The following is a 19,701-nucleotide window of genomic DNA, read 5'->3' as shown; positions in this document are numbered from 1 at the left end:
CTTCTCGCGCCCTTTTCGCCCGTGTCACTGAACGGGTCGAGTCTCGCCTGAACGAGAGTCGCCGCGGCTCCCTTGGATCATCGGATGACCAGGGCTTCGCCGTGCGTCGATTCCTGCACAAATCCAGGCAGGTCGCTCCCCCGAGGCGGTACCCGGGAGGGGCACGGGGCGAATCGCCGCGAGGCCAGGGCGAGGAGAAGGTCTCGGGCGATGGTCAACATTGACAAGTTCAGAACAATTTGTCAAGTTCAGGCCTTGACGGTCTGCACGCCGATCGCAAAGCTCGTCCGGTGCGTGAGCGAGCCACCCTGGCCGAGCGCGCGCGCCGCCAGGCGGAGCCCACGCCTCCTCCGGCGACCGGGCCGCAGGATGGTCGCCTTCAAGGTCGTGTTCTGTCTCGCCAGGCACCGCGCCTGGCAGGAGGTCGTCCTCTCATGAACGATTCACGGCGTCGCAAAGGGCTGCGGCTCGAGCGGGCGCGCGCTTCAGCTCAGTTCAAGGACGGCAAGTTCGAGAACCCTTCGGGCGCCGGCCCCACCATGACCAAGGGCTCGACGCTTCCCGTGCTCGGCGAGTTCTTCTTCCGCCGCGGCCGGCGGGAGCCGCCCGCGCCGCTGCCCGTCGTGAGGCCCCACGAGACCTGGGCCCGGCAGAGCGACACCGGCCTGCGGGTCACCTGGCTCGGCCACAGCACCGTCCTCCTCGAGCTCGATGGCCGCCGGGTCCTCACCGATCCGGTGTTCGGCGAGCGCGCCTCGCCGGTCTCCTTTGCCGGGCCGCTGCGCTTCCACCCGGTCCCGGCCGCGCTCGACGAGCTGCCGCCGCTCGACGCGGTCCTGCTCTCCCACGACCACTTCGATCACCTCTGCGCTCCGACGATCGAGGCGCTGGCCCGCACGCGCGTCCCCATCGTCACGCCCCTCGGCGTGGGCGCGCTCCTCGAGGCGCTCGGCGTCGACCCGGCGCGGATCACCGAGCTCGACTGGCACGAGCGCGCGGAGATCGGCGGCGTCCGCTTCACCGCGACGCCCTCTCAGCGTGGATTTCGCGCCCAGGGGGGCACGAGCGAGCCGAAGGCGCCGTGCGAGCGGCGCTCGGCCAAGCGCGTGCGGTTTAAACTACAATTGGCTGACGCCCAGAGCGTCACGAAGGCGCACGCCCCCCTTACCCCCCACGATCATTTCGGCTGGTTTCATTTTCAATTGAGCCAGCGGGCGAGCTGCGAGCACGTCGGCACGTGCAGGGTCGTGCCCCGACCCGACCGGGCCAACCTTCCCGGAACGAGGATCAGCGCGCGGCGCAGCCACGGCGTTCGCCAGCTCGCCAGGTGCGGAACGTGCTCCAGCACATAGCGGCGCATCAGGTTGGCCGTCAGCAGCTTCAGCAGCAGCGCGGCATGATTGGCGTTGAAGCAGTGGCTCGGCACGCGACCGCATCCCCACCCGTGCTTGAGCTCGCCAATGAGCGGCTCGATGCCCGCGCGCAGGTCATACCGCGCCGCGACGTCTTCCGGCGCTTCGACCGGCTCGTTGGTCAAAAAGACCTGCACCGTGTAGTCGAGCCCCTCCCAAAGGTTGATCTGCTTGCCATTCTCCCGGTCGCGTGTGCGTACGGCGATGACGCGGACCCCATCGGGCCAATCGCGGCGCCGGAAGAGCACCTCGGTCACCTGCCGTCGAGGACGACCGTCGGCATCTCGGTCGATGGTCCGCCATCCGGTGGCGTACGCGATCCTGCCCACCAGATCGGGGCTCATCCGCGCCTTGGTCAGGAAAAAGCATCCCTTCGCAGCAACGGCGTGCATCAAGGCGCTGCAATCCCCAGCGCCATCGATCCGTACGTAGATGGCTGCACTCGGAGCTGCGGCGCGCGCGCGATCAATGCACTTCTCGACGAAGGGCACATCGGCTTCGCCGAAGCTCGTGTCGCCCGGTCGCAGCTTGGCCCCGACGATGGCGTCAACCTCGGCGATCCGCGCCAGGATCGGATGATAGCTCGGCCGGCCGTGGTAGCGCGGGTTCGGGCCCGGCCGCGCCCCCTCCTGCATTCCGAAGAGCGGCTCCACGGTGGTGTCGACGTCGATATGCACGAATCGGTGCTTTCGGCGAGCAACCAGGGCAAGCCCGTGATCGACGACCATGCTGTGCAGCGCCTCGAGCGCATCGTCGTCGAAGCGGCACAGGTCCCGGTAGACGGTGTCGATGCTCGGGACGACCCCGCCGGCGAGGCGTACGAAGAGCGGATCGACGGCGAGCGCCTCGATGCCGAAGACGCGCTCCTCGCCGGCGAGCGCGCCGTCCATCAGCAGGCGCATCTGCGCGGCCATCGGGTAGATAACCGAGCGACCCGACTTCAGCCGGAAGAACCTGCGGCTCAAGGCCGCGTCGACGCCAAGCTCCCGGATGAAGGCGCCGAATGGGGCAAGCCCTGCGATGCCCGTCAGATTCTTCTCCGTGGGCGCGATGTGAATCATGGCAGGGTTTGGCCGCCGGATTCGCTCCTGGTGCCGCCCGTCGCCTTTCCTCTTGAACCCGAGTTCGCGCCGGCGCACCTTGGAGGTGCTCGGCGTGTGCCTTCGTTTGGTCATAGCAACCCGGACGGGTCGCCACGCCGAGCCTTTCTTTCAAGGCGTTCCTTTTACAGCGCCGGATTTCTCACGCCCCGGATCGGATTTCTGGGCGCGAAATCCACGATTAGTACGCCTATCTACAATAAATCGCCACGCTCACCTCCTTTGCTTGCGCGTGGCGACGCGCGGCGCCAGAGAGTCAACACTGCTCGCGCGCAGCGCGGAGCGACCGCGCAGGGCGGGCCGTGTAGCTGCCCATGGAGCGATTCGTCCGCAGTCTTCGGAAATTCGTCACCCCGGAGGTGATCTTCGGCATCGACGCCCGTCTGCTCGCCGGCCGGTACTGCAAGCACCTCGGCGCGAAGCACGTGCTCCTGGTCACGGATCCCGGCGTGCTCGCTGCCGGATGGGCGACCGACGTCGCCGAGTCGCTGGAGAAGGCGGGCGTCGCGTACTCCATGTTCTCGGACATCCGCGCGAACCCGACCATCGAGGAGGTGATCGCTGGGACCGAGCTTTACCAGGCCCGCGGCTGCGACATCATCGTGGCGGTCGGCGGTGGCAGCCCGACCGACTGCGCCAAGGGCATCGGTCTCGTCAGCTCCAACCATCAGCATATCCTCGAGTTCGTCGGCGCCGATCGGGTCTCCACCCCGATGCCGCCGCTCGTCGCGATCCCCACCACGGCGGGCGCCGCCTCCGATGTCTCTCAGCGTGGATTTCGCGCCCAGAAATCCGATCCGGGGCGTGAGAAATCCGGCGCTGTAAAAGGAACGCCTTGAAAGAAAGGCTCGGCGTGGCGACCCGTCCGGGTTGCTATGACCAAACGAAGGCACACGCCGAGCACCTCCAAGGTGCGCCGGCGCGAACTCGGGTTCAAGAGGAAAGGCGACGGGCGGCACCAGGAGCGAATCCGGCGGCCAAACCCTGCCATGATTCACATCGCGCCTACGGAGAAGAATCTGACGGGCATCGCAGGGCTTGCCCCATTCGGCGCCTTCATCCGGGAGCTTGGCGTCGACGCGGCCTTGAGCCGCAGGTTCTTCCGGCTGAAGTCGGGTCGCTCGGTTATCTACCCGATGGCCGCGCAGATGCGCCTGCTGATGGACGGCGCGCTCGCCGGCGAGGAGCGCGTCTTCGGCATCGAGGCGCTCGCCGTCGATCCGCTCTTCGTACGCCTCGCCGGCGGGGTCGTCCCGAGCATCGACACCGTCTACCGGGACCTGTGCCGCTTCGACGACGATGCGCTCGAGGCGCTGCACAGCATGGTCGTCGATCACGGGCTTGCCCTGGTTGCTCGCCGAAAGCACCGATTCGTGCATATCGACGTCGACACCACCGTGGAGCCGCTCTTCGGAATGCAGGAGGGGGCGCGGCCGGGCCCGAACCCGCGCTACCACGGCCGGCCGAGCTATCATCCGATCCTGGCGCGGATCGCCGAGGTTGACGCCATCGTCGGGGCCAAGCTGCGACCGGGCGACACGAGCTTCGGCGAAGCCGATGTGCCCTTCGTCGAGAAGTGCATTGATCGCGCGCGCGCCGCAGCTCCGAGTGCAGCCATCTACGTACGGATCGATGGCGCTGGGGATTGCAGCGCCTTGATGCACGCCGTTGCTGCGAAGGGATGCTTTTTCCTGACCAAGGCGCGGATGAGCCCCGATCTGGTGGGCAGGATCGCGTACGCCACCGGATGGCGGACCATCGACCGAGATGCCGACGGTCGTCCTCGACGGCAGGTGACCGAGGTGCTCTTCCGGCGCCGCGATTGGCCCGATGGGGTCCGCGTCATCGCCGTACGCACACGCGACCGGGAGAATGGCAAGCAGATCAACCTTTGGGAGGGGCTCGACTACACGGTGCAGGTCTTTTTGACCAACGAGCCGGTCGAAGCGCCGGAAGACGTCGCGGCGCGGTATGACCTGCGCGCGGGCATCGAGCCGCTCATTGGCGAGCTCAAGCACGGGTGGGGATGCGGTCGCGTGCCGAGCCACTGCTTCAACGCCAATCATGCCGCGCTGCTGCTGAAGCTGCTGACGGCCAACCTGATGCGCCGCTATGTGCTGGAGCACGTTCCGCACCTGGCGAGCTGGCGAACGCCGTGGCTGCGCCGCGCGCTGATCCTCGTTCCGGGAAGGTTGGCCCGGTCGGGTCGGGGCACGACCCTGCACGTGCCGACGTGCTCGCAGCTCGCCCGCTGGCTCAATTGAAAATGAAACCAGCCGAAATGATCGTGGGGGGTAAGGGGGGCGTGCGCCTTCGTGACGCTCTGGGCGTCAGCCAATTGTAGTTTAAACCGCACGCGCTTGGCCGAGCGCCGCTCGCACGGCGCCTTCGGCTCGCTCGTGCCCCCCTGGGCGCGAAATCCACGCTCAGTTTGCCATCATCACCGACCCGGCGGCGCGCACGAAGGTCGCCATTATCAGCAAGGCGATCGTGCCGGACGTTTCGCTGGTCGATCCCCGGACGCTCCTGACGATGGATCCCCGCCTTACGGCGTGCACCGGCATCGACGCTCTCAGCGTGGATTTCGCGCCCAGGGGGGCACGAGCGAGCCGAAGGCGCCGTGCGAGCGGCGCTCGGCCAAGCGCGTGCGGTTTAAACTACAATTGGCTGACGCCCAGAGCGTCACGAAGGCGCACGCCCCCCTTACCCCCCACGATCATTTCGGCTGGTTTCATTTTCAATTGAGCCAGCGGGCGAGCTGCGAGCACGTCGGCACGTGCAGGGTCGTGCCCCGACCCGACCGGGCCAACCTTCCCGGAACGAGGATCAGCGCGCGGCGCAGCCACGGCGTTCGCCAGCTCGCCAGGTGCGGAACGTGCTCCAGCACATAGCGGCGCATCAGGTTGGCCGTCAGCAGCTTCAGCAGCAGCGCGGCATGATTGGCGTTGAAGCAGTGGCTCGGCACGCGACCGCATCCCCACCCGTGCTTGAGCTCGCCAATGAGCGGCTCGATGCCCGCGCGCAGGTCATACCGCGCCGCGACGTCTTCCGGCGCTTCGACCGGCTCGTTGGTCAAAAAGACCTGCACCGTGTAGTCGAGCCCCTCCCAAAGGTTGATCTGCTTGCCATTCTCCCGGTCGCGTGTGCGTACGGCGATGACGCGGACCCCATCGGGCCAATCGCGGCGCCGGAAGAGCACCTCGGTCACCTGCCGTCGAGGACGACCGTCGGCATCTCGGTCGATGGTCCGCCATCCGGTGGCGTACGCGATCCTGCCCACCAGATCGGGGCTCATCCGCGCCTTGGTCAGGAAAAAGCATCCCTTCGCAGCAACGGCGTGCATCAAGGCGCTGCAATCCCCAGCGCCATCGATCCGTACGTAGATGGCTGCACTCGGAGCTGCGGCGCGCGCGCGATCAATGCACTTCTCGACGAAGGGCACATCGGCTTCGCCGAAGCTCGTGTCGCCCGGTCGCAGCTTGGCCCCGACGATGGCGTCAACCTCGGCGATCCGCGCCAGGATCGGATGATAGCTCGGCCGGCCGTGGTAGCGCGGGTTCGGGCCCGGCCGCGCCCCCTCCTGCATTCCGAAGAGCGGCTCCACGGTGGTGTCGACGTCGATATGCACGAATCGGTGCTTTCGGCGAGCAACCAGGGCAAGCCCGTGATCGACGACCATGCTGTGCAGCGCCTCGAGCGCATCGTCGTCGAAGCGGCACAGGTCCCGGTAGACGGTGTCGATGCTCGGGACGACCCCGCCGGCGAGGCGTACGAAGAGCGGATCGACGGCGAGCGCCTCGATGCCGAAGACGCGCTCCTCGCCGGCGAGCGCGCCGTCCATCAGCAGGCGCATCTGCGCGGCCATCGGGTAGATAACCGAGCGACCCGACTTCAGCCGGAAGAACCTGCGGCTCAAGGCCGCGTCGACGCCAAGCTCCCGGATGAAGGCGCCGAATGGGGCAAGCCCTGCGATGCCCGTCAGATTCTTCTCCGTGGGCGCGATGTGAATCATGGCAGGGTTTGGCCGCCGGATTCGCTCCTGGTGCCGCCCGTCGCCTTTCCTCTTGAACCCGAGTTCGCGCCGGCGCACCTTGGAGGTGCTCGGCGTGTGCCTTCGTTTGGTCATAGCAACCCGGACGGGTCGCCACGCCGAGCCTTTCTTTCAAGGCGTTCCTTTTACAGCGCCGGATTTCTCACGCCCCGGATCGGATTTCTGGGCGCGAAATCCACGCTCAGCACTTCTCGGGCCGCGGGCCGACCAGCCGCAACGCGACGCTCTGGGCTTCATGGGTCATCGAGACGGAGCGGCGCAAGGTCTTCTTCTCCGGCGACACCGGGCTGTTCCCCGGGTTCGAGGACATCGGCAAGCAACACGGCCCCTTCGACCTGGTGATGCTCGAGGTCGGCGCGTATCACCCTGCGTGGGGGACCATCCACCTCGGCCCCGAGAACGCGCTGACCGCGCTCGAGATGCTCGGCGGCGGCACGCTCCTGCCCGTCCACTGGGGCACCTTCAACCTCGCCCTCCACGACTGGGACGAGCCGGCGGAGACGCTGCTCTCCCTGGCCACCGAGCGCGGCGCGCGCGTCGTGACCCCCCAGATCGGCGCGGCGTTCGAGCCCGAGCGCGTCGGCGCGCCGACCCCGTGGTGGCGATCGGTCGCCGGCCCACGGTGACGGACGGCGGCCAGCCCCGTTCACCCGGAAGGCCGCGTCGCGCCACGTCACGCGCGGTCACGCCGCCCGGGGCCTCGCCTCGGGCGAGGGCGGAGTGAGCTGCTCGACGGTGTACGCGTATTCGTAGGTCTTGCGGAACTCGCGCCAGCTCCGGAGCTGCGGCATCCACTCGTCGTCCCGCAGCGCGCTCAGCAGGAGCAGGATGCGCGACTCGGAGGACAGCCGTACCACGGCGTCGCGCGTCTCCTTCACGGCCATGCAGAGCTCGAGATCGGTCGCCGTGCGGATGCCATGCGCCTTGAGCCTCAAGAGGATGCTCGACGGCGCGTTCCGGGCCGGCTCGGCCTCGTCTCGCGCGTGGAGATACAGGATCGCCTGGTCCACGAGGTCGACAAGGCGCGGGGCCGGGATGCGCGTGCGCAGGATCAGCTCGATGAGGTTGTGGTGCGCGAGGTTCTCGATGTTCTCGATGCCCTCCTCGAGCAGGCGCGCCTTGTCGTAGAGCGTGATGCCCTCGAGGTGGGTCAGCGGGTCGCGGTCCTTCAGGGTAGGGACGAAGAAGGTGACCATGCGCGTCTTGAGCAGGTCATGGAGCACGGCGAGCCCCGTGTCCGGGACGATGCCAATGAAGAAGGCGAGCACGAGCAGATGCCAGGGCGCGTTGTCGATGGGCGCCGCGCCGCCCGAGGGCGAGGCGCCCTCGAACGTCTTGCTCATGACCCAGGCCAGGATCGTCGCGATGATGATGCGCACGGAGATGTGGCTGTACGCCTTGGGCCCGAGATCCGCCCGCACATAGCGGCGAAATACCATGTTGAGCGCGAAGAAATACGTGCCGAGGAACGCGAATGTGAACGCGGTCCGGTTGGGGATGAACAGGGTATGGAGCTCGACCGGCTTGTCGCCCAGCGTCTCGGCCACGGACGCCACCGTCGGCAGCGCCGAGATCACCCAGCCGACCGAGAGGAGGAACGTGCTGAGGATGATCGGGACGAAGAACAGCGGACCGCGCCGGGTGTCCAGCGCGTCCTTCATCAGCGGCGAGTAGGCCCGCTCCGCCTCGTCGATCGTGCGGAGCGCGGGGTCGAGCCGCAGCACGTCCCGGTGGAACTGCTCCTTCACCACGTTCCGGCGCTGCTCCGCGAACAGGAAGAACAGGAGCGCGGGCAACGTCGCCGCGGTGCCGATGAACAGCGCGAAGAGGAGCAGCAATGCCATGCTGCGCATCGATTGCTTGAAGATCTCGTGAAGCTGCTTCTCGGCCTGCAAGAGGACCGTGGCGGCGGGGATGCCGAGCCCCATCAGGCACACCGCCAGCATGCCGATCGCGCGCCAGAACTGATCGCGCAGCATCAGGGCGGTGCTGCGGTGGCGATGCTGGGCCCAGCGCTCCAGCGACGGGAACACGGTGAACGCGATCATCCCGACGCCGACCGCGCCGAAGGTCAAGCGGGCCCAGCCGTCCAGGGTGACCATGAACAGCAACGTCAGGCCCCCGAGGAGCAGCACCCCCGCGATGGCCGCGGCGTCGAGGCTCGGCTCCTCGACATGGAGCGGGGCGCGCTTCTCCACATAACCACGCTCGAGCCAGACGCTGAGATCCAGCCCCTGCGCCGCCGCCTCGGTCGTGCGCACCACGTCGAAAGGCGCCACGACGAGGTCGCTGCCATCGCGCCTGATGCAGATCCGGCGGGCCGTCTTGTTGACGAGCTCGATCTCCTCGGCGGGCGGCGACCGCCGTGGGTCCCCTCGCCCGCAGGGCGGCGGCCGTGCCTTCTCTCGCCTGGAGGGCGGCTGCCCTGCCTCCGGCGAGGTCTCCGTGGGGCCTGACCGCGCCTGCCGCCCGCCGGCCGTCGGACTCACGAGCACCGGCGGAGCGTCGTCGCGCTTCGACTCCGAGCCGCTGTGTTGGCGCGACGGCAGCTGCTGCAGATCCTCGAGTTCCCCATCCGCCATGGCGTTTCCCCCTCGGTCCGCGCGGTCGCCCCTGATCCCTGCGGCGGCGTCTCGCCGGCAGGTTCGGGCCTATTCGAGCTCATCCACATGGAAGCCCATCTGCCATCGCGCGTCCAGGATCGCTGGCGTCGAGGCGAACGCGCGGGAGCGAGCGCGAAGGCGCGCCGGCAGGGGTGCGCCGGCGCAGCCTCAGGGTGCCGCGCAGCCGCGCAGCCGCGGGGTCGTGGGGGCGGGGTGGATCGATCGGATCGGCCAGAAGGCGGCCGCCGCGCTCTGCCGCCGGCGGCCGCGAGGAGCGATCTCCGCTACGGCTTGTGCCAGATGGAGACGAACTTCGTTCCGTTGTCGTAGCCCTGGACGCGGTGGAGACGCCAGCCATCCTCGCTGCGCGTCAGCTGCTCGGCCTTGAACGTCGACTCCGACTGAGCGAACTCGACCTCATACTCGCCGGGGAGCCAGCGCCAGACGCCGGAGAACCGGACGCCGCTCCCCGAGGTGCCCTCCTGGGCGCTGATCGAGTAGGGCTTCCACCCGAGGTCCTGGAGATCATCGTCCGTGTCGCGCAGCTGCGTGCCGGTCATGTCGTAATAGTCATACATGTACGAGACGGCGCTCGTGAGCACGACGTTGTGGCGCCGCCCGCTCGATGAGGTGTGGGTGGAATGGTCCAGGACGTACAGGTTGCCGGGGACGACCTCGTCGTTCCAGAGCTGGGTGTACTGGGCGTCCGTGATGTCGAGATGAACCTCGGAGGTCTCGCCGGGCGCCTTCTTCTCCCAGATGGCGGTGTACCGGGGGGCGCCCGACTCGAGCCGCACCGAGATCTGCCGGACCTTCCACCCCAGGGGGTCGAGCTCGGCGATCTTGTTGTTCATGGAGGTCTTGCTGAGGTTGAACCACCGCGTCGACTGCGACGGCGCGTCGGGGCTGTACCCGAGCGCCACGAAGCGCGCACCATCCTTGTTGTAGATATTGAACGTCTGCGGATACCACCCGGCGTCCGGGTAGTACTTGTCGTGGTTGTTCGCGTACGCGACGGTATCCGGGAGATTGACCGTCTCGGGGTAGTGCGGCGCCATGATGCGCCGGAACGTGCTCGTGTTCGCGGGGTCGTAGCAGCCCTTGCCGTTGAGGGTTCCGCCCAGCTTGGAGTAGACGCCGAACGGATCGACGGCGACGATGTCGTGTCCCTGGGCACCATCCTGATCGGGGACACCGTCGTTGTTGCCGTCCGGGCGCTCCACCCAGGTCGCGAAGTGCAGGTGCGTGTTGCCGGTCGGATCATTCGGAATGCCGTTGGCGTCGATGTTGTCGCGAACGGTGCCCGTGTTGCCGGCATAGCCGAACGCCTCGCCGCGGGCCAGCACGGTCCCCACCGCCGGAAGCGAGTAGCCGGTGAGCCCCCAGAGGTGGTCGTATGTCGGGTTCGCCGCGTACTTGCAGATGGGCTCATTCTGCTGATCCGTTGTGCAGCCGGCCAGCCGGTCCGCCGCCGTCGCGGCGGCGGGATCGATGCAACTGCAGGCAGCCTTCTTGTCGTGGGCGACCCCGCCCCGCACGTGGCGGTACTCGGTGAAGTAATTCTCTCCGTTCGGCGCCGTGTGGCGCAGCATGATCAGGTTGCCTCCTGTCGCTCCCCACCAGCCCGCGAACACGACCACGCTGTCGGCGGGAGCGACGAGCTGGAAGCTGGGCGACTCCCCGGGAGCGAGGTTCGACTTGTAGAAGTCGATGGCACCGGCGTGATCCACGTCGAACCAGGCGACGGCAATGCAGGAGGACAGAGGTCCTCCGGAACACGGCCAGCCCGGACGGTCGCCCCCGGCTCCGCAGGGTTCAGCGGCTCGGGCACGTCGCCGGGCCCCCTGCCTTCTCTCCCCTGCCCGCTCTCCGCTCGCTGGGATACGGCTCCACGCCCGCCCGCGATCTGATAGACCCCTGGCGCGTGCGCTCCCCCGCTCTCCTGCTCTGGGTCCTCCTCGCGTCGGCGCCCGCCGCGGCGCGGGCCGACGCGGCGCCGCCTGGCGCGCCTTCGCAGAAGGCGGAGGCGGCCGCGTCGCGGGTGGTGATCGTCGAGGCCGGCGTGGACGATGCGCTCGTGCTCGAAGCAGCCACGCGGCTGCGGGCCGAGCTCGGCGCGGCGGGGTTCGAGGTGGTGCGCGTCGTGCGAGCGCCCGAGGGCGATCCGCGCGCAGGGCTGGAGCGCGCCGCGAAGGAGGCCGGCGCGTTCGCGGCCGCGACGATCGTCCGCTCGCGGACGGGCGCGACCGCCGACCTCTGGATCGTCGACCGGGTGACGCAGAAGACGGTGGTGCGCGCCGTGGAGGCGGCCGGCGCGTCGGCGCCCTCGGTGATGGCCGTGCGCGCGGTCGAGCTCCTGCAGGCGAGCCTGCTGGAGGCGAGCCTGCAGGAGCCGCACGGGCGCGCCGCGGAGGGCGGCAGCGCCGCCGTTCCCGACGACGTGCGGCGGTGGATGGGGCCGGTCCAGAGGCGGGCCGCCGGGATGACCCCTGCGCCTGGGCGGGCTGGGGTGCTCGCGGGCGTCGGCGTCGAGGCCGGCTTCGCGGCGCTCCTGAGCGTGGATGGCATCGGGCCGGCGCTGGGGCCCGCGCTGCGGCTGTCGTACGGGGTCGGCGCGGACGGCCACGGCGGCGCGCTGCCCGCGGGGCTCGCGGCGCGGCTGACGTTCGCTGGGCCGACGCTGGGGCCCACGCTCGAGGGCGAGCTCGGCACGGTGTCCGTCCGTCAGGAGATGGCCTTTCTGGAGGCGGTATGGGCGCTGGACACGGGGGGCGCGCTCTCGCCTGTGCTCTCGGCCGGCGTGGGCGGAATTCACCTGTTCGTCAGCGGTGATCCCCTGCCGCCGCTGCGGAGCGCGACGGGCGATGTCTGGTCGGTCGCCGCGGCCCTTGGCGGGGGCGCCGGTCTGCGCCTGACCGACCGCGCGACCCTCCTGGTGGATGTACACGCGATCTTCGCCGAGCCCCGCGCCGTCGTGACGCTCGGCGGCGAGCGGCTCGGCACCGCGGGGAGACCGACGTTCGCCGGGTTTCTTGGGCTGCTCGTGCGGCTCTGAGGCGGGGCCGCGCCCGGCTGGCCCGGCACGGGAGGACGGCGGACGCCGGCACAAGGCGGTTTGCCGATGTTGGAGAGGCGCCGATTCCGGTACCGTCTGTGAATCAGTCGATGGCGCGCCCGATGGGGGCGCGGCCTCCTGGTTCGGGTGACAGCGATGAGAGTGCGAAGAATTGCGGCGGCTTTGCTCACCACGGTCGCCGTCTCGACGGGATTTCTCGGCTGCTCTGACGACCCCGACGCAGGCGCGGGAGGAACATCGACGAGCGACGGCGCGGGCGCGGGGAGCGACGGCGCGGGCTCGGCGGGCAATGGCGGCTCCGGCGACGGCGGCTCCGGCGACGGCGGCCCTGGCGACGGCGGCTCCGGCAGCGGCGACGGCGGCTCCAGCGCCCACAGCGGCGCCGGGGGCGGCGACGGCGGCTCCGGCGACGGCGGCTCCGGCGACGGCGGCTCCGGTGAAGCGCGCGGGCTCGGCGCCCGGTGCGCGAAGGACGCGGACTGCGGCCCGCGCGGCCACTGCTTCACGGAATCGGGCGACGACCTCTTCGGCGGAGGCCCGGCGGGCGGGTACTGCACGACCGCGTGCGAACAAGACAGCGACTGCGAGGGCGAAGGCAGCGCGTGCTTCGGCGGCCTCTGCTTTCTGGGCTGCGCCGCGGGCGAGCCCCCGCTCATGAGCATCGTCGACAAGCTCGATCCGGCGAAGTGCCGCGGCCGCGAGGAGCTGCGCTGCGAGGACATCGATGACGTGTACGTGTGCCTGCCGAACTGCGGCTCCGACAGCCAGTGCGGCGGCGGCCGGGTGTGCGACCCCCGGATGAACGTTTGCGTCGACGAGCCCACGCGAGGGCTGCCCACAGGGGCCCAGTGCGCGATCAAGGCCGACGGCACGGATCCCTGCGCGGGGTGGTGCATCGAAGTCGGCACCAACCTGGGCGTGTGCGCCGGCCTGTGCGGGCTCGGCGGGGACATCGCCAACGAGGACTGCGGAGGCCTGGAGAAGGGCCTCTGTGCGTATCCTTTCGCGGACGAGCCCGGGGTCGGCGACGTCGGTATGTGCACCAACGCGTGCACGAGCCACAGCGACTGCTTGCTGCCGACCTCCTCGTGCGTGTTCCTTGGCGTGGAGACCAATGGATTCTGTCTCTTCGGCGTGACGAAGTGCCCGAGAGGCCAGTCGTCCTGCGCGGACGGCGAGGTCTGCACCCTGACGCCCAAGGGCCGTCTGTGCCTCGACGAGAATTACCCCCTGGAGGACCCGGGCACAGGCGGTGCGGGTGGCGGCGGCGGCGCCGGTGGAATGGGCGGCGCGGATGCCGCGAGCAGCACGAGCAGCACGAGCGGCGCGGGCGGCGCAGATGCCGCGAGCAGCACGAGCGGCGCGGGCGGCACGGATGCCGCGAGCAGCACGAGCGGCGCGGGCGGCGCGGATGCCGCGAGCAGCACGAGCGGCGCGGGCGGCACGGATGCCGCGAGCACTACGAGCGGCGCGGGCGGCACGGATGCCGCGAGCAGTACGAGCGGCGCGGGCGGCACGGATGCCGCGAGCACTACGAGCGGCGCGGGTGGCGCAGGCGGCACGGATGCCGCGGGCGGCGCAGGCGGCACCCATGGCGCAGGCGGCACCCATGGCGCAGGCGGCACGGATGGCATCGGCGGCACGGATGCCTCGGGTGGCGCAGGCGGCTCCCTCGATGGGTCGTCGGTGTCTGCCGGGGGCGCCGAGTAGCCTCGGGTTGGGCACTTTTCTCGTGGAGCCTTCCCGCTAGGCGGCCCGGCGAACGCTCGGCCAGCGTGCGTGCGCTGCGCGCAGGCGTTTGTAATTGCTAATTACTTTCATTTGATGCCAGGACCCGGCAGAGAGACGCTCCGTCCTCACGCAGCAGGCGGCGTGGCCCTCGCCAGGGATTTCCCGGGGGAAGCGCGATCAGGGCGCTGGCCGCTCCTGTCCAAGGAGCAGCGTCGTCGCTTCGGGCGCACGCCAGTCCCTCGCGCCCGTGAAGCGGAGGGACATCCTGCCGTCCGCCTCCACCAGGAAGGTGTCGGGCAACGTCGAGACGCCGAACCGCCGCTGCACCGCAGCAGATCCGGCCCGCACGACGCCGGGAGGGACCTCGCCCCCGAAGAAGGCGCGCACGACGTCCCAGTTCTCGTCGACGCTCACGGCCACGAGCTGGAGCCTCCCGGCCTTCTCCAGCTGCCGGCCGAGCTCCAGCAAGCGCGGGAGCTCGGCGCGGCAGGGGGCGCACCACGTGGCCCAGAAGTGGAGCAGCACCGGCCGGCCGCGCAAGGCGGCCGCGCTAAGCAAGGTCCCGTCCGGGTGCTCGAAGGTGGCGTCCGGCATGCGCTGGCCGTCGTGGAGCCGCTCGTGCGCGAAAGGGCGACCTGGCCGCTCGGCGCCGCGGCGACGCTCCACGGCCCAGTAGAGCCCCACCGCGAGCGCCTGGACGAGGACCAGGACGCCCGCGGCGGCGGCGATCGCGCGCAGGCGGGAGCGCGCGCGCATCGGCTACTCCGCCGCAGGCGACAGGGCCGGGCCAGCGGGCCGCGGAGGCTCGGAGGCGCCCGTCTCGCCGGCGGCGTCCGCGCGGAGCCTCCCGCCGACCACGCTGTAGAGCGCCGGCAGGACGAGCAGCGTGAGCAGCGTGGAGGAGATCACGCCGCCGATCACGACGGTCGCCAGCGGGCGCTGGACCTCGGCGCCGACACCCGTGTTCAGCGCCATCGGCACGAAGCCCAGGGAGGCGACCAGCGCCGTCATGAGGACCGGGCGGAGGCGCCGCTCGGCTGCCAGCTCGATGGCGTCCCGCGCCGGCATCCCGGCCGCTGTGAGCTGCCGGATGGTCGAGACGAGCACCATGTCCCCGAGCACCGCGACGCCTGAGAGCGCCACGAACCCGACGCCCGCGGAGATGCTGAAGGGCAGGTCGCAGAGCCAGAGGGCGACGACCCCGCCGATCGCGGCGAACGGGACGCCCGTGAAGACGCGGACCGCATCCAGGAGCCGCCCGTAGGTGAAGTAGAGCAGCAGCAGGATCAGCCCGAGCGCGATGGGCACGACGACGAGCAGGCGCGCCTGCGCCCGCTCGAGGTGCTCGAACTGCCCGCCGAAGCGGACGTAATAGCCGGGCGGGAGCTCGACCTCATCGAGCCTCGCCCTCGCCTCCTCGACGAAGGTGCCCACGTCGCGGCCCCGGACGTTCGCCTGCACGACGATCCGGCGCTTGGCCCACTCGCGGTTGATCGCGGCCGGCCCCTCGGTCGTGCGGATCTTCGCGAGCCGCGCGAGCGGGATGCGCTCGCCGCCGGCCGCGGTGACCAGGATGCGGCCGATGGAGGCGGGGTCCTCCCGGTAGCGATCGTCGATGCGCAGCACCACGGGGAAGCGGCGCTCGCCCTCCTGGAGCTGCCCCACCTCCCGCGCGCCGAGGGCCTCGACGACATCCAGGACGTCGGCGGCCGCGATGCCGTGGCGGGCGATGGCGGCGCGGTCGACCTCGATCTCGAGCACGGGCTGGCCTGTCACCTGCTCGGTCACCACGTCCGCGGCGCCGGGGATCTTCTTGAGGGCGGCCTCGATCTCGCGCGCCTTCTGCTTGAGCGTGTCGAAGTCGTCGCCGAACAGCTTCACCCCCAGATCGGCCCGGATCCCCGCGACCATCTCGTTGACCCGCATCTCGATCGGCTGCGTGTAGATGACGCGCATGCCCGGCATCCCCGAGAGCTCCGACTCCATCGCCTGGACGAGCTCGTCCTGCGTGGCGGCGCGCTTCCATGCCTCCCGCGGCTTGAGCGTGATGAACATGTCCGACAGCTCGAGCCCCATCGGGTCCGTCGCCACCTCCGCCGTGCCCGTGCGCGTCCAGACGCGCTCGATCTCGTCCGGAAACCTGTCGAGGAGGACCCGCTCGAGCTGGGTGCCGTAGCGGATCGACTCGCCAGCCGAGACACCCGAGAGCCGCACGGTGTTGGCGACGATCGTCCCCTCACGGAGCCGCGGCACGAACTCGGCGCCGAGCCGCGTCGCGAGGAAGGCCGCATTGCCGAGGAGCAGCGCGGCCCCGGCGAGCACCGCCCAGCGCCACCGCAGCGCGAGCTGCAGCGCGGGCCGGTAGGCCCGCTTGAGGAGGCGGACGAGCACGTTCTCGCGCTCCTTCATGCGGCGCGGCAGGAGCAGGCTCGCGAGCGCCGGCATGAGCGTGAGCGACAGGATCATCGAGCCGATGAGCGCGAAGATGACGGTGAGCGCCATCGGCCGGAACAGCTTCCCCTCCGCCCCCTCGAGCGCGAGGATCGGCAGGTAGACGATCATGATGATCAGCTCGCCGAACATCGTCGGCTTGCGCACCTCGATCGAGGCGTCGCGCACGACGTCGGTCGTGCTCCGGTCGCTCGTATCCTCCGAGAGCCGCCGGACCGAGTTCTCGACCATGATCACCGAGCTGTCGACGACGAGGCCGAAGTCGATCGCGCCGAGGCTCATCAGGCTCCCCGCGACGCCCGCGCGCAGCATCAGATCGAAGGCGAAGAGCATCGACAGCGGGATGGCCGAGGCCACGATGAGCCCGGCGCGGAGGTCGCCGAGGAAGGCGAAGAGCACCGCGACGACGAGGAGCGCGCCCTCGAGCAGGTTCTTCTCCACGGTGCCGAGCACCTTGTCGATGAGCTCGGTGCGGTCGTAGACGACGGCGACGTCGACGCCTCTCGGGAGGCTCTTCTTGACCTCCTCCAGGCGCGCCTTGAGCCGCGTCGTGACCTCGTGGCTGTTCTCGCCCATCAGCATGAAGCCGAGGCCGAGCACGACCTCCCCCTGGCCGTCGGCGGTGACCGCGCCCCGCCGGATCTCGCGCCCCTCGACCACCCGGGCGACGTCGCGCACGCGGATGGGCGCCCCGCCCTTGGCGGCGACCACGATGTCCTCGATGTCGCTCACGCGCGTGGCGATGCCGATGCCCTGGATCAGGCTGGATTCGCCGGCCTGATCCAGGTTGCCCCCGCCCACGTTGGCGTTGTTGCGCTCCAGGGCCTCGGAGAGGTCGTGGAGCGAGAGCCCTCGCGCTGTGAGCTCCGCCGGGTCGACGAGCACCTGGATCTGCCGCTCATCGCCGCCCCACGCGTTGACCTCGGCCACGCCGCGCACCGAGCGGAGCTGCGGCGCGATGACCCAGTCGTGGACCGTCCGCAGCTCGCTCAGCGACTTGCCCTTGCCCGTGACCACGTAGTGGAACACCTCGCCGAGCCCTGTGGCGACCGGGCCGAGCTCAGGGCGATGGATCCCCGGCGGCAGCGTCACGGTCTGGAGCCGCTCCATGACGACCTGGCGGGCCAGGTAGATGTCCGTGTCGTCCTCGAAGCGGGCGGTGACCTGGGAGAGGCCGAAGCGAGAGAGCGAGCGGGCCTCTTCGAGCCTGGGCAGGCCCGAGATCGCCTGCTCGACGGGGGCGGTGATCTGGCGCTCGATCTCGACGGGGGAGAGGGCAGGCGCGACCGTGTTGATCTGCACCTGCACAGGCGTCGTGTCGGGGAAGGCGTCGATCGGCAGGCGGCGGAAGGCGAGGATGCCCGCCAGGGAGAGGCCGATCGAGGCAAGGATCACGAGGAACCGGTGGCGGAGCGACCAGGTGATGACGGCGTTCAGCATGGCCCGCGCCTCAGTCCTCGCCGCAGCAGCCGGCGCCGATGCTCTCCTTCAGGGTCTCGGTCTTGAGCAGGAAGCTCCCCTCGGTCGCGACCTCCTCGCCCGGGCGCACGCCCTTGGTCACCTCGACCAGGTCGCCCTCGGTCGCCCCGATCTCGACCCGCCGCGCCTCGAACTGGTCGTCCGCGAGCCGCACGAACACGAGCTTCACGGTCTTCGCGCGCTGCACCGCGGCGCGGGGCACCACGACCGCCGCGCGGGATGGGGCGAGGATGCGCGCCCGGCCGAACATGTTGGCCCGCAGCGCGCCGCCCGGGTTCGCGAGCGGGACGCGCGCCTTGGCCGTGCGCGTGGCCGGATCGATGGCCGGGGCCACGTACGTGATCTCCCCTCTGAGCTCGCGCCCCTCGATGCCGTCGACCTCGATGACCACCGGCTGCTTCAGCGAGACGGCCGGTAGATCGGTCTCGGGGACGTCGAGCTCGGCCCACATGCTCGAGACGTCGACCACCTCGAACAGGGTCTCCTCGACGCCGACGAGCCTGCCCACGGTCGCCTTCCGCTGCGTCACGACGCCGGCGAGCGGGGTGGTGAGCGTGTAGCCCCCGCCCCCGCCCGCGCTCGCGCCCACGACGGCCAGCGAGGCCGCGAAGGAGGCGCGCTCGGCGCGGGCGGCGTCGAGCTCCTGCTGCGCGGCGAGGACGCTCCGGCGCGACGAGATCCCCTCCTTTTCGAGCTGCTCCTCGCGCTTCAGGTTCTCCTCGGCGATCGTGAGGCGCGACTGCGCGCTGGCCAGCCGCGAGCGATCGGCGCCCACGTCGGCGCTGTCGATGATCGCGAGCGGCGCCCCCTTCTTGACCTCCGCGCCCACGTCCACGTGGAGCTGCCGGACGACCCCCGGGGCGCGGGCGTTGACCTCCGCCACCTTGAGCGCGTCGTAGACGATCCTGGCGGTCACGGGGACGCCGCCGCCGCCCTGACGCTCGACGGCCTTCGCGGTGAGGATCCCGGCGAGCCGGGCCGTGTCCTTGGTCTTGAACTTGACCTTCGTCCCGTCCGCCGGCGCGCCGTCGCTCGCCACGTCGGCCGCCGGCTTGCCTCCGCGCTCGGGGTGGCAGATGGGACAGATGGACTCCGGGAGCTCGTGCTCCTTGCACCAGTCTCCCTTGGCCTGGAAGACGGGGACGAGCTTCGGATTGCACTTCGTGCAGAGGGCTTCCAGCACGCCGTGCTCCTTGCACATGGCGCCCTCGACGGCCGACGCCGCGCTCCGCTTCGCCCCGGCCTTCTCCGCCGCGGCGTTGTCGGTCGCCTTGCCTCCGCAGCCCGGGAGCGCGGCGAGGAGCAGGAGCACCGCGATGCCAGCGCGGCCTGGCACGTCAGCTCTCCTTCGGCGGCCGGACGATCTTCAGATCGGGATTGCACTTGAGGCACTGCGACTCGGGCAGGCCGTGCTCGGCGCACCAGTCCCCCGTGGCCTTGAAGGCCGGGATCAGATCCGGGTTGCAGCGGGTGCACTGCGACTCGGGCACCTGGTGCTCTCCGCACCAGTCCTCGTGGGAGCCGGGCTTGACGTCCGCGGGGGCGTGCGCCGCGTTCGCCTGCGTCTGCTCAGGCGCGGCCTTGCCGGCGTTCGGCGCCTCCTTCGAGCACGACGCGGCGCCGAGGGCGAAGACGCAGATCAGGACCGAGATGGAACGAAGCTTCATGGGCCTTTTCTCTTGGTTGTTCGCGACGTCACGCGACGGAAGCGTCTCGGGCGCGCGCCGGCGCACCGCCACCACCGTTACCGCCGCTGACCCTGGCCGCAAGCGTAGAGCGCGAGGCGGGGACGAGGTCC

12 protein-coding genes and 3 pseudogenes are annotated in these 19,701 nt (G+C 70.2%); 7 read left to right on the top strand and 8 right to left on the bottom strand.

Annotation, left to right across the window (positions count from 1 at the left end):
- Window positions 1-434: 434 nt before the first annotated feature.
- Window positions 435-1,028: pseudogene (locus tag WMF14_RS15795) on the top strand (MBL fold metallo-hydrolase); the annotation flags it as partial.
- A 170-nt stretch (window positions 1,029-1,198) separates the two neighbouring features.
- Here WMF14_RS15795 and WMF14_RS15790 read toward each other — a convergent pair.
- Window positions 1,199-2,587, bottom strand: coding sequence for an IS1380 family transposase (locus WMF14_RS15790; protein WP_437789980.1), 1,389 nt, complete (start codon window positions 2,585-2,587; stop codon window positions 1,199-1,201).
- Window positions 2,588-2,826: 239 nt separating this feature from the next.
- On the opposite strand from WMF14_RS15790, the gene WMF14_RS15785 reads away from it, so the two are divergent.
- From WMF14_RS15785 to WMF14_RS15775, 3 genes and pseudogenes are all read left to right on the top strand, one after another.
- Window positions 2,827-3,351: an iron-containing alcohol dehydrogenase gene (locus WMF14_RS15785; protein ID WP_437801723.1), complete on the top strand. Its 525-nt coding sequence runs from the start codon at window positions 2,827-2,829 to the stop codon at window positions 3,349-3,351.
- A 36-nt stretch (window positions 3,352-3,387) separates the two neighbouring features.
- Window positions 3,388-4,776: an IS1380 family transposase gene (locus WMF14_RS15780; protein WP_437789980.1), complete on the top strand. Its 1,389-nt coding sequence runs from the start codon at window positions 3,388-3,390 to the stop codon at window positions 4,774-4,776.
- A gap of 160 nt (window positions 4,777-4,936) precedes the next feature.
- Window positions 4,937-5,086: pseudogene (locus WMF14_RS15775) on the top strand (alcohol dehydrogenase); the annotation flags it as partial.
- Window positions 5,087-5,249: 163 nt separating this feature from the next.
- Here the strand turns inward: WMF14_RS15775 and WMF14_RS15770 are convergent.
- Window positions 5,250-6,638: an IS1380 family transposase gene (locus WMF14_RS15770; RefSeq protein ID WP_437789980.1), complete on the bottom strand. Its 1,389-nt coding sequence runs from the start codon at window positions 6,636-6,638 to the stop codon at window positions 5,250-5,252.
- Between the two features lie 104 nt (window positions 6,639-6,742).
- Here WMF14_RS15770 and WMF14_RS15765 point away from each other — a divergent pair.
- Window positions 6,743-7,189 (top strand): annotated as a pseudogene (locus WMF14_RS15765) (MBL fold metallo-hydrolase); the annotation flags it as partial.
- A gap of 57 nt (window positions 7,190-7,246) precedes the next feature.
- On the opposite strand, the gene WMF14_RS15760 reads toward WMF14_RS15765, so the two are convergent.
- Together WMF14_RS15760 and WMF14_RS15755 are read right to left on the bottom strand one after the other, a co-directional pair.
- The gene (locus WMF14_RS15760; protein WP_437801846.1) at window positions 7,247-9,145 is read right to left on the bottom strand and encodes a hypothetical protein; all 1,899 of its coding nucleotides are present in this window, start codon (window positions 9,143-9,145) and stop codon (window positions 7,247-7,249) included.
- A gap of 305 nt (window positions 9,146-9,450) precedes the next feature.
- Entirely contained in the window at window positions 9,451-10,896 is a 1,446-nt protein-coding gene (locus WMF14_RS15755; RefSeq protein ID WP_437801844.1) for a hypothetical protein, read from the bottom strand.
- 194 nt (window positions 10,897-11,090) lie between these two features.
- On the opposite strand from WMF14_RS15755, the gene WMF14_RS15750 reads away from it, so the two are divergent.
- Both WMF14_RS15750 and WMF14_RS15745 read left to right on the top strand, forming a co-directional pair.
- Window positions 11,091-12,221, top strand: coding sequence for a hypothetical protein (locus tag WMF14_RS15750; RefSeq protein ID WP_437801842.1), 1,131 nt, complete (start codon window positions 11,091-11,093; stop codon window positions 12,219-12,221).
- Between the two features lie 183 nt (window positions 12,222-12,404).
- Window positions 12,405-13,952 (top strand): hypothetical protein, encoded by a 1,548-nt coding sequence (locus tag WMF14_RS15745; protein WP_437801840.1) that lies wholly within the window; start codon window positions 12,405-12,407, stop codon window positions 13,950-13,952.
- 198 nt (window positions 13,953-14,150) lie between these two features.
- Here the strand turns inward: WMF14_RS15745 and WMF14_RS15740 are convergent, their stop codons facing one another.
- From WMF14_RS15740 to WMF14_RS15725, 4 genes are read right to left on the bottom strand one after another with little or no spacing between them, the layout of a single operon-like run.
- Complete coding sequence (locus tag WMF14_RS15740; RefSeq protein ID WP_437801838.1) at window positions 14,151-14,729, bottom strand: TlpA family protein disulfide reductase; 579 nt, start codon at window positions 14,727-14,729, stop codon at window positions 14,151-14,153.
- 3 nt (window positions 14,730-14,732) lie between these two features.
- Complete coding sequence (locus tag WMF14_RS15735) at window positions 14,733-17,864, bottom strand: efflux RND transporter permease subunit (RefSeq protein ID WP_437801836.1); 3,132 nt, start codon at window positions 17,862-17,864, stop codon at window positions 14,733-14,735.
- 10 nt (window positions 17,865-17,874) lie between these two features.
- Window positions 17,875-19,239, bottom strand: a complete 1,365-nt coding sequence (locus WMF14_RS15730; RefSeq protein ID WP_437801834.1) for an efflux RND transporter periplasmic adaptor subunit — start codon at window positions 19,237-19,239, stop codon at window positions 17,875-17,877.
- A gap of 1 nt (window position 19,240) precedes the next feature.
- Window positions 19,241-19,570: a hypothetical protein gene (locus WMF14_RS15725; RefSeq protein WP_437801832.1), complete on the bottom strand. Its 330-nt coding sequence runs from the start codon at window positions 19,568-19,570 to the stop codon at window positions 19,241-19,243.
- Between the last annotated feature and the right edge of the window lie 131 nt (window positions 19,571-19,701).

This window comes from Sorangium sp. So ce693 (assembly GCF_051521375.1).
GTDB classification, from domain to species: Bacteria; Myxococcota_A; Polyangia; order Polyangiales; family Polyangiaceae; genus Sorangium; species Sorangium atrum.
This window is presented reverse-complemented; position numbering and strand designations above follow the sequence as displayed.